The 12,331-nt window shown below is 45.8% G+C and carries 3 protein-coding genes; 2 read left to right on the plus strand and 1 reads right to left on the minus strand.

What is annotated here, in order from left to right; translation table 11 throughout:
- The first annotated feature begins 139 nt into the window (after positions 1–139).
- Both ACMCM8_RS17445 and ACMCM8_RS17450 read left to right on the plus strand, forming a co-directional pair.
- Positions 140–10,855 carry an Ig-like domain-containing protein gene (locus ACMCM8_RS17445; protein ID WP_412723957.1) on the plus strand — a complete coding sequence of 3,572 codons (10,716 nt, stop codon included), beginning with the start codon at positions 140–142 and terminating at the stop codon, positions 10,853–10,855.
- On the plus strand, positions 10,855–11,436 hold the full coding sequence (locus ACMCM8_RS17450; protein WP_412723959.1) for an outer membrane beta-barrel protein: 582 nt from the start codon (positions 10,855–10,857) through the stop codon (positions 11,434–11,436). The genes ACMCM8_RS17445 and ACMCM8_RS17450 overlap by 1 nt, the downstream gene beginning before the upstream one ends.
- Positions 11,437–11,530: 94 nt before the next feature.
- Here the strand turns inward: ACMCM8_RS17450 and ACMCM8_RS17455 are convergent, their stop codons facing one another.
- Positions 11,531–12,322, minus strand: a complete 792-nt coding sequence (locus tag ACMCM8_RS17455; RefSeq protein ID WP_412723961.1) for a hypothetical protein — start codon at positions 12,320–12,322, stop codon at positions 11,531–11,533.
- Between the last annotated feature and the right edge of the window lie 9 nt (positions 12,323–12,331).

Genomic DNA, 12,331 nt, shown 5'->3' on the forward strand with positions numbered 1-12,331 from the left:
GCATATTTGCTGCTACACTAATGTATGTAATTCCCTTGAATATATAAAATTGACGCAATTGAAAACAAAGCTGTGTCTTGCGTCGGTACATTTATTAGTAATTTCTAATGGTTTGAAATTTCAATCTGGAAGATTAAAGATGAAACATGGTTCTCTGGCTGCATTAATTGGGGTTGTTTCACCTCTGGCGAACGGATATGCTATTCAGAACAGCTATTTAAGCACCGTTTATAATTCGACACGCAGTGCAACGCAGTATAATTCAAACGTTCTGGACTCCATTAAACCAGCTGTATTGAGCTCCCAGGCCAGGTTGAATTCAGATCATAAAACTGATGAAACAGGCCATCTCATCCCTACCGATTTGCTACAGACAGGGTTAAAGCTGAAGCCAGCAGACCTGAATATTGTCAGTGCAACAGAAACCTCTCCTGTTAGGCCAGTTACTCCTGATACCAACAGTGCAAATTTGCAGATTCAGTCAGGCTATACCAAGGGGTTGGTCATTGTTGATGCTGACGTAACCGACAGCCAGATATTGGCGCAAGGCCTTGAAACGGGTTTTGACATTGTCAGATTAAATCGCCAGCAACCGGGTATTGAGCAGCTGGTTAGTATTCTTGCCGGATACCAGAATTTAAACAGTATTCATATTGTTTCCCACGGTGAAGAAGGAGCCATTTTATTAGGTGGGGAACGCATTGATGCCGCATTTTTAGAGCAGGACGCCCGTTTTGCCCAGGCGCTTCAACAGGCTTCAGCTGAAGGTGCAGACTTGGCCATTTATGGCTGTGATGTCGCCTTTGGTGACAAAGGCGAGCAGTTTCTCGAGATACTGGCGGCAGATACCACCCTAGATATTGCCGCTTCCAGTAACTTAACCGGCAGTGCGGAAAAGGGCGGTGACTGGCAACTGGAAATTGTCAAAGGCGATATTGAATCAACAATGCCCTTTAGCCCCGAAGCCCTTGCCGATTTTACTCAAGTATTGCCTGTGGCAGACGGCACAAAAGACTTTTTATCGGGATGGTCTGCTAATGGCTACAGTCTGGAGCACAATGATTTTAACTTAACTGGAAGTTGTAGCCCCGGGGGCAATCTGACCTGGACTCAAAGTGGTTCTATTGCCTACCCCTCTAATAATGGGAGCGCTGGTTCAACGTGTACTGTTATCGTTGCTGCCGATGGCACCAATACGGGCTCATTCGAATTGACAGACATTTCTTTTTCGGAATATGGCCCTAATGGTGAATGGACCGGTGTCAAGGTAACGGCTGTACGTGCATCGAACGGTACTACTATTGATTCTGGCGTTAGCATTGATTCTAATAACTCTAGTGCAGATAGCTTTTCAGGAGCCGATTTAGATTTCACTCCTTTCTCCGGTGTGGCTTTATCTTCCTTTAGAGTCATATTCACTTTGAACGGAGCTAATTCAGGTGACTTTACCTTTAACAGTTTTACCGTACAAAATGCGGCCTTACCTGGTGGCACTGAGGCTACTTCAACTGCTGCTGCATTTAACACCACTAACGGCACCAACCTGACTCCAACCTTTACTTTTGGTAGCAGTGACGAAACCCTGACTCTGGGCGCTGCCGGGCATACCAGCGGTTCAACAGCCAATGGTGCTGGTGGTACCGATACACTGATAACAGTAGATGGTGCCGATTTGTCACAACTTTCGAGTCTGACTAATTTTGAAACCCTGACCATTCCGGCCAGTTCTGCTGTTTCGATGACATCGGCGCAGCACAATGCGTTCAGCACCTTTACCAATAATGCCTCGCAAACTATTAACCTGGTATCCGGTACCGACTCGGTGACAACCAACAGTAATATTGAAAGCTATACACTGGGCAGTGGTTATCTTGGTACATTAACATTAGGAAATGCTACACAAACTGTTACCGGAGCTGACGGTGCTGTGGATGTGCTCAACATAGGTGGTCTGACAGTAACAGGCACCTTAAACGGCGGCACAGGTACAGATGAGTTGCAAATGAATACAGGTGCTTCCATCAGCGGTGCAACTGTCACTGGCTTCGAAGATCTGACCTTGGCCAATGGTGCGTCTGTATCTATGACCGAAGCCCAGTTCGAAGGGTTTTCAGGTACCATTACGGCAGGCGGTACTGAGCAGGTAACCATTACTGCGGCAACCGATGGTTTTACTGCCAATAGTGTTATTGAAACCTATGTGTTGGGGGCGGCCAACTCTGTTGTAATAAACGATGCGGGGCAGAATATTACCGGCAGCAGCGGCAATGACAGTATAAATGCCGGTAGCTTTACCTTATCAGGATCATTGCAAGGCAATGGTGGCACCGACACCCTGACGTTGTCCACTGGTGCAAATATCAGCGGCGGCACTGTAACAGGTTTTGAAAACCTTTCTGTTACCAGTGGCGGCAGCTACACCATGGCAGCGTCACAATTGTCACAGTTCAGCGGTACGATTACGGCAGGTGGCACTGAGACTTTCAATATTAGCGGTGACGGTGATATATCCACCCTGGCAAATATAGAAACTTACTTTGTCGATGATGAAAGTACTAATACACGTGCGATTACACTTGGAGCGGCAGATACTTCAGTTAGTGCGACTTCCGGTACGGATGCCATTACGTTTAATATTGGTATACTTACCTACACGGGGACCTTAACTGGTGATGGTAGTGTCAACGACACCCTGTCAATGGGAAATGCCAGCGATATTTCAACGGCAACACTGAATAACATCGCGAATCTGGCTATTGATTCGGCTGCAGGTGTGACGATGACGGAAGCCCAACACGATGCCTTTAGCAGTATATCAGCCCCCGGTCTAAATCAAATTACCCTGAGTACCGCTGTGGATGGCGTTGTTGCTAATTCACAGGTTGAATACTACGTGTTAAATGCAGCCAACAGCATCACCCTATCAACAGATGCTCAAAATGTAACGGGTAGCAGTGGCAATGATACTGTCAATATTGGCACAAGAACGGTAACAGGGACTTTAAATGGATCGGGCGGTACAGATGCGTTAAATATGAGCAATGGCGCCAGTTTGTCTAGTGGCAATGTCAGTAACTTTGAAAATTTGAACTTGGCTACAGGCGGCAGTTTCTCAGCTCTGGCTTCGCAGTTGACGCAATTTACCGGCACTGTTACTGCAGGCGGCAGCGAAACTTTTAATATTACGGGTGACGGCAACATTACCACCTTCAGTAATGTCGAAACTTTCAATGTGGGTGATAGCAGCAGTAATACCCGCAATATTGTAGTTAGCGGAGCGGGAACCTCGGTTACCGCTAATTCTGCCACCGATGTTGTCACCTTTAATTTGGGATCATTGGCCTATACCGCAACCATTACAGGTAATGCTTCGGTTAGTGATACCCTGAGCCTGGCTAATGGTGCAGATATCAGCAACGGTAATATTAATTCTGTTAGTAATCTGACATTAACCAATGATGCTGCGGTGACCATGACCTCGGGGCAGTTTAATGGCTTCGCTGCCGGTACTGTTACTGCCGAAGGTGACGAATCAATCAGCTTGTCAGGCGATGGTAACTTTTCTACTCAATCAGCGATAGAAACTTATACTGTTGGTGACAGCTCCACAGATGCACGTACCATAACCGTTACAGCTTCAGGACACATTGTTACAGCCAATTCGGCATCTGATGCCATAGTCTTTGATGTCGGCGGTCTGGCACTGATTGGTACCCTCACCGGTGAAAGTTCAGTCGCTGATACATTATCGTTAGGAAACGGTGCGAATATATCTTCCGCGACCATCAGTAATATTGATGATTTGACTATTGCCAGCAGCGCACTAGTCACCATGACTGAAGCACAACATGATGCTTTTAATGGCACCTTTACTGCACCGGGTACGCAACAAATTACCATCAGCGCTGCAACCGATGGCTTTACCGCAAATAATGCAATTGAAACCTATGTGTTAGGTGTTGCTAACTCTGTTGTTATGAGTGCTGCAGGGCAGAGCATTACCGGCAGTAGCGGTAATGACAGCGTCAATGCAGATAACTTCACCTTGTCTGGTACATTGCAGGGGGGCGCGGGTACCGACACCCTGACACTATCCAGCAGTGCAAATATCAGCGGCGCCACTGTAACAGGTTTTGAAAACCTGACTGTTACCAGTGGCGGCAGTTACACCTTGGCAGCGTCACAATTATCACAGTTCAGTGGTACGGTTACGGCTGGTGGCACGGAGACCCTCAATGTTAGCGGCAACGGTGATTTTACTACGTTACCGAATTTTGAAACTTACTTTGTCGACGATGACGGCAGCAATAGCCGTACAATTACACTGGGGGCGGCAGACTCCTCAGTTAATGCAACTGCAAGCACAGATACGGTTACTTTTACTGTCGGCTCGTTAACTTACACCGGTACATTAACAGGTGATGGAACAATTAATGACACCTTATTGTTAGAAAATGGTGCTGATGTAACGGGCGCTACATTTAACAATATTGAAAATTTAACCATTGCTTCTGGTGCATCCATCAATATAACCCAGGCGCAACTAGCCAGCTTTACTGGTACGGTCACAGGAACAGGAACGCAGTCATTGGCAGTCTCCGGCGATGGCGACGTAACCACAGATTCTGCGTTTGAGGTTTATGTAATCGGTGATTCTAGTACTAATACCCGTACGGTTACTGTGACTGCAGCTGGTACTAGTGTGACGGATAATTCTACCGATGATGCGGTTGTGTTTGATTTAGGGTCGTTAATCTATACTGGCACTATTACTGGTGAAACCACCGTCGCGGATAGTATTTCGGTTGATGGTGGTGCTGATTTAACCGGTGCAACCATTACAAACGTGCCGACACTAATCATAGATACCGCGGGTACCATTACTTTGGATCAGGCTAACCTGGATGCACTGACTACCGCGATTACCGGCTCAGCTGGTAGCGATACCCTGGCGCTTAGCGGTACAGTTAGCTACGACTTCAGTTCAACCAGTGTTTCCGAAATTGAAAATCTGGCATTGGCGTCTGATGCAGTTTATAACCTGACGCTGACAGACGACTTTGATGCAGATGCGCAGACAGTGACTGTTTCTAATACCTCTGGCGGTGCTATTACCAATGGGGTAACTATAGATGCCAGTGCATTTGTTGATGATGTACTGGTCATCGCTGCTACAGATCTGAATGGTGGTGCGAATATAACCGGTGGCAATGGTGCAGACACCATTCGCGGGGGGACAGGCACCGATACCTTGGCAGGCGGAGCGGGCAATGACAACTTCATAGGCACGGTTGCGGCTTTAAACGGCGATACCCTCAGTGATTTGGCGGTAGGCGACTCTATTACCATTGCCGGTGTTACCGGCCTTACAACTTCTAATGTACGCTTTAGTGGTGTCAGCATTTTACAGGTTGATACCGACGCAACTGACTTCTCTGCCGTTGAAGTCGCAATGACATTAAGCAACAGTGCAGGCGCTAACCTTATAGTCGACGCGGTTTCTGATAGTGGTAGTGATACGGTTATTACCTTTCTTTCTGCGAACGATGCGCCTGTATTTACTGGCTTAAATGGCGGAGCAACTTATACGGAAGATGGCTCGGCAGTCGTAATTGACAGTGATGTTACCATTGCTGATACCGAGTTAGACGCGTTAAATAGTGGAAATGGCAACTATAGTGGGGCAAGCATAACCATTACTCGTAACGGTGGTGCTAACAGTGAAGACCAGTTTGCTAATAGCGGCTTGTTGGGCACGCTAACAGAAAGTAGCAGCTTTACTTACAACAGTACCGCGGTAGGTACGGTAACCACTAACTCTGGTGGTACCCTGGTTCTTGCGTTTAATGCCAGTGCTACATCTGCCATTGTCGATGCTGTACTGCAAAGTATCACTTATTCCAATTCGTCTGATGCGCCTGCTGCATCGGTCACCCTGGATTACACTTTCAGTGACGGTACCGCTAATAGCAGTGGCGCTAATCAGGCTACTATAACTATTACTGCGTCCAACGATGCTCCAGGGTATGAACTTCGTACTGACGGGGTGTTTGATATTAGCGGAGGGACACTGCAGTCGACCACTCAGTTCACCGAAAGTGAACCATCAATAAACATGACAATTGACATTGATGCACAAACATTAAATGTGCAGGATATAGGCACCTATGGCGGTGCAGATGGTGATGCCATTTTCACTTTGACAGGTGTGAGTACCACCACTGTTACCTTCTATGATGGTATTACCGTCAACAGTTTACAGTATTTGGTAAATGATGGCGCTCCAAGTGGTACATACCGATTCACTGTCTCTGAGGGTAACGGTACAACCGAAGATGTAACTGCTGCAGATATTAATGCAAGTGGTACCACCAATGGTATAACGGTAACACTTGCAGACTGGACCAATGTCAGCAGCTTTACCATCACCAACCCTGTTGATGGTACCTATGCTATGGGTCTGGACACCCTGGACTTTACTTATACCCCAAGTAGTATTGCAGTTAGGGTGGTGGAAGATACGCTCAGTAATGTTGACCTTTCGGTGCTGACTTTGTCGGACGCTGATAGTAGCAATCTGACTTTGACAATTACCGCTAACAAAGGGGTATTTTCTACGCCAGCAGATGGTTCAGCCATTGGAACGGGGGTGACGGAAACTCTGGTCAATGCCACAACTATTACGCTTGCGGGTTCACCGGCAGATATCAATACTTATCTGGATACTGTAAGTAATATCAAGTACACCAGCGAAAATAATGCATCTGGTGACAATCAGGCAACGTTTACGATATCAGCCGAAGATGATGATGGCAGTGGCAATGTGCAACTGACCACCGCGGCAGTGCACGTTACTGCGGTAAATGATGCGCCAACGTTAGCAACCAATACGGGAGCAACTGTTAATAGTGGCTCGACTACAGCGTTCAGTAATTCACAATTGGCAGCAGCCGATATAGATGATAGCGCCACCGGATTAACTTATACCGTAACGGCGTTGCCTACTAACGGTACTTTGTTCCTGGATGCAAACAGCAATGGGCAATTGAATACAGGAGAGGCATTTGACATCGTTGCCCCGTTCACTGGGCCTGAAACTTTCACTCAGGCTGATCTTAATAATCGTAAAGTTTATTATAAGCATGGTGGCAATGGGGCGCCTTCTGACAGTTTTGCGTTCAGCCTTGCTGATGGCGGTGAAGATGGCGCTGCAGCTGTTACCGGAAATACATTTGCGATAACCATAAAATCAACGCCGGTAAATAGTGTGCCGGTAGATATTAGTTGGTCCCCTGCGAATCTTTCTCAGTCTACAGCATTGGCTGGTGTAAACGTTGGGACTGTTTCTACCACAGATGCTGATAGTGGTGATAGCCATACTTATAGTTTGGTTGGTATTGGAAGCAGTGTATCAGGGACTTGTAGCAGTGCAGTTAATAACGCTTTATTTACCGTAAGTGGTTCAACCCTTAAAGCCGCATCAGCGTTGTTAGCAGGCACCTATAACTTCTGTTTGCAAACTAGTGATGGTGCTAGCAGTTATCAAAAAACCTTAAGCTTGATGGTAGCAGACGATATCAGTCCATCTGGCTATGGTGTATCTATCGATCAGAGTGAAATTAATCTGAGCAATGAAACTGCGATGAGCTTTACAGTTACTGACGCGGAAGTTGGCGCGACATATAACTATACAATTTTGGGCACTTCTGGGGAAGGTGTGACAGGCGCAGGTACTATCAATACCTCAACGCAGCAAGTGTCAGGGATAAACGTTCAATCGCTTCCTGAAGGTACGCTAACGCTGCGTTTGTCGCTGACCGATGCTAACGACAACACCGGCAGTAATGTGACTGCAACGGTACAGAAGCGTTACAATACAGTGCCCATTATCACTCAAGGTGAATCGGCCGTACTTACTCTCGATGAAAACAGTTCAGGTAGTATCAATCTTTCTGCTACAGATGAAGATGGGAATACGTTGACTTGGTCTATCGTTAGCGGCGCGAACAATGGTTCGGTGGTTCTCAATAGCATCACGGGTAACAGTGTAATTGCATTGTACACGCCTGAAATTGATTTTAATGGTAGTGACAACTTTGTGGTGCAAGTGAGTGATGGTTCTGCTACAGATAATATTACTGTCGCAGTTACGGTAGCTGCAGTCAATCGCCCTCCAGTAGCAACAACATTGGTAGTCACAACCGCTGAAGACACATCGGTTGTTATCTCACCACAAGGCGAAGATGCTGATGAAGATAACCTGACATTTGAGGTTGTTGAGTCACCGTTAGAAGGTGATTTGGATACCAGTACATTACCTTGGAAGTATACGCCATCTGAGAACTTCAATGGTGAGGATAGTTTCAGCTATATTGCATCAGATGGTAAGCGTGATTCTGAGCCTGCAATAGTGACTATTACTATTACACCAGTGAACGATGCGCCTGTGGCTGAAGATGATATATTCACTTTTGACGCAGCAGAGGATGGTATTTACATTCTGAGTGTACTGGAGAATGATACTGACGCAGACGAAGACACCCTAGCTGTTGACGGAGTCATTGCTTCTATTGGTGATGCTACGATCGAGGGTGAAAATATAGTGTATCAAGCGCCGCAGAATTTTACAGGCGAGGTGTCGTTAAACTATCAAATCCGAGATGATAACGGTGGACGTGCACAGGCTTCGGTCACACTGCTCATAGATGCTAATCAGCAAGGACCTATCATTGTTGCCCCAGCAGATATCGAGGTGAACGCCACTGGACTATTTACCAAGGTTGATCTTGGTGTAGCTACTGCTGAAGATCAGATGGGTAACCCAGTACCGGTAAGTTTGAAAGATGCAAAAACCACCTTCAAACCAGGGGAGCATTTAGTTTACTGGCAGGCAGAGGATACACAGGGCAATATTGCGACTAAAGAGCAAAAAGTGGTGGTACATCCGCAAGTGTCATTAGCTAAAGGTCGCCCAGTAACGAAAGGGAGTTTGAATCGTGTTACGTTTATTTTAAACGGGAATGCACCCAACTATCCGATAGATATTGGTTACAGTGTAGGAGGAAGTGCCACATCCGGTCTAGACCATGATCTACAAAATGGCACGCTGACAATACAAGCTGGCCGTAGTGGAGTGATTGAATTTGAGGTGTTTGACGATGCGATTATTGAATCAGACGAAACCATTGTTATCACACTAGACCCTGAGATTAACCGCGGTGCAAGATCCAGTGCAACATTCATCATTAGTGAGAGTAATATTGCACCGAAAGTAGAGTTAACTGTTCAGCAAATGGACGAAAGCCGCTTAACGGTCAGTCAAGATGGCGGTGTCGTTGATGTGGTGGCAACGGTAACCGATCCGAATAAGAGCGATACCTTGACTTATAACTGGCAAGGGGACGTGGCATTGAGCAATATTAGCAGTGATGTCATGCGCTTCAGTTTCGACCCTTCAATGGTATTACCGGGAGTGTATAAAGTTAGCTTACAAGCAACTGACAATGGTACACCGAGCAAACATGATAAAGAGATGGTATTTATTAAGGTTGTAACCACTTTAGTAACATTGGGTAGTGGTGACACCGACGGAGACCTTATTCCTGATGATCAAGAAGGCTTTAATGATAATGATGGAGATGGGATCCCAGATTATCTTGATGCCATTAATGAGTGTAACGTGATGCCATCGACGATACAGAATCAGGATAGTTTCCTCATTGAAGGTGACCCCGGAGTATGTATCAGATTAGGCCAAAACGCAGCGATAATAGATGCTGGTGGCCTGCTGTTAGAAGTAAGCCAAGCTGAGCAGCTCATTCCGCAGGATGAAGATGCCGATAATATTGGTGGATTATTTGATTATATTGCCTATGGTTTACCCGATGCGGGACAGCAATATAGCCTAGTGATGCCACAACAATTACCGATACCAGCAAGTGCGGTTTACCGTAAGTTTACTCAAAGTAAAGGCTGGTATACCTTTGTGGAAGATGCAAATAATACAGTGTCCAGTGCGCTAGGTGAACCGGGTATCTGTCCGCCTCCTGGAGATACAGTTTGGACTCCAGGCCTGTCAGAAGGTCACTGGTGCGTACAATTGACCATCGAAGATGGGGGACCTAATGATGATGACGGAGAAATCAATGGCGCCATTGTCGACCCAGGTGGCGTTGCCGTACTGAAATCTAGCAATAGCTTACCGACGACGGTAAATGATACAGCTGAGTTGCGTATGGATACGAGTATTAATATTGATGTATTGGCGAACGACACCGATGCAGATGGCGATACTTTAACCGTAACCAGCGCGTCTGCGAATTTTGGCGATGTGGTTATCAATAGTGACAATACCATACTTTACACACCAAACACGAGTTACTTAGGAAGTGACATAATCGTTTATGGTATTAGCGATGGTCAAGGTGGTACAGCAGTGGGTGAAGTTTCTGTCACTGTTATTACTAACCAGATTCCGCAGTTGGCAGTGGATATTGCTGAAGTTGTAATGGGGGAGAGCGTTACTATCGATGTATTAGCTAATGACAGTGATGCAGATGGTGATACTTTAACCATTATAAGTGCAGAGGCGACAAATGGTACCGTGATAATAAACAGTGATAATACTTTGACTTATCAGGCGGCCGATGATTTTGAGGGACTAGATGTTGCAAGCTACACGGTTACAGACGGCTTTGTAAGTGTTTCCAGTACGGTAGAAGTAACTGTGGTTAAAAAAGTAGAGCCGCCAGTCGAAGTGGAAAACCGCTCTGGAGGTAGCTTGTATTGGATGCTGGCATTACTGATGACAGCGGTACTACTGAGAAGTAAAACTCTAAGTATAAGGAAGCACTGATGAGCAGGATAAAAACTATAATAGCTTTTTTTGCAATTTCACTTAGTTCATCAGCGCTAGCGCAATGGGAGATAGAAGTCCATACCGGTATTGCCGAAGTAAGCAGCAGAGAACCAGCAATTGAGGGTGTCCAGATAATGGAATGGGACACTCGTGATCAAGCAAGTGGAATTGAATTGCGATACCAGATGGCGAATGACTGGTATTTACTGTTGGGATATGAAGATTTGGGTGAAGGTGAATCACGCTTGTTGGTCGAGAGTGAGCAGGTGTTCTTGGCGGAAGATATTGCACCGACGTTAGTCGAAGGTTATACCCTTGGCGTGGGCTATACGTTATGGCAAATGAATCGGTGGAATCTCGTCTTTCGTGGGGGGATTTATGTATGGGAAGCGCATACGCGAAGTTCACTCACCAATGGTGACAGTATCGATGACAAGTCGGGAACCGATTTGTTTTACGGTGTTAACATAAACTATTATATTTCTGAAAAATTCAGTACTGCGGTCGGGTATCAAGGGTACACTCCGGAAACTGGGCACACGGATCAGTTTAAAGTTGGGATAACTTACCATTTCTGATGATTGAACTAGTAAGTTGACGATAGGCCGCGATAAGCGGCCTTTTTTGTGGGTGATATCAGTTAGAATAATTACGCTCTAATGCTTTTATCGGTTAGTATTTTAATAATATATATGCCCAGTAACCGCCATCTGGTGTCATAAAAATGGTAGGAGAGCGTGCTTCACTAACGCTATCTAACCTGTTACCCACCAGAAGGATATACCAACTACTAAAATCATTTTGTTCTATGCCTGAGTAGGTCACCTCACACAATCCTTGAATGCATTTAACGTCTAGAATTTCTCCCGTGGGATCTGATTTGTGTAGCAGAATCAAGTCACGAATGGATTGTTCTAAGGCATAGCGGTTGGTTAAATCGTCCTCTAAAGGATATTGCGCAACCGGGTCATTAAGGAGCGGATTGGCTTTGTTAATTTCTTCAAACATAAACTCAGTATTGGCTTCTCCAATAGCCTCAATCATACTTTGTTTTAACGCGTCTCTATGTTCGGTTATCCACTCTTGCAGTTCTTGTTCTCCCAACGGGTAGGATGTGTGCGTTGTTTCAAGTGACGTTTCTGAAATAGAGGAGTCGGGTGAATCAAAACTGTGGTCGTTGTATACATCATCACTTGAGGTTGAAATAGCAAGCTCATCTTGGTTTTCCAAAAATGTTTCGCATTCTATTGGTATTGTGCTTGTAGCTTGCGGTGGCGATAAGGGGATAACGCTGGTATCGCCTTCTTCTTGAGCCGCCATTTCGTTACCTCTTGAAGTGCTTGCTAAGGAAGAAGAGGGGGGAGGTGTATTGGTGTACTCGAGACTGCCATTTACGGATAGGCCCTGAAAGTAGCCAGCCGCAAAAGCGCTAATAACAAAAATTACTACAACGGTATATTTCACTTTGACATC

This window comes from Alteromonas sp. D210916BOD_24 (assembly GCF_047159385.1).
Classification (GTDB): Bacteria; Pseudomonadota; Gammaproteobacteria; order Enterobacterales; family Alteromonadaceae; genus Alteromonas.

What these genes read in the sequence shown, in the direction of transcription:
- ACMCM8_RS17445 (WP_412723957.1), top strand. Translation starts at nt 140, where the DNA reads ATGAAACATGGTTCTCTGGCTGCATTAATTGGGGTTGTTTCACCTCTG.
- ACMCM8_RS17450 (WP_412723959.1), top strand. Translation starts at nt 10,855, where the DNA reads ATGAGCAGGATAAAAACTATAATAGCTTTTTTTGCAATTTCACTTAGT.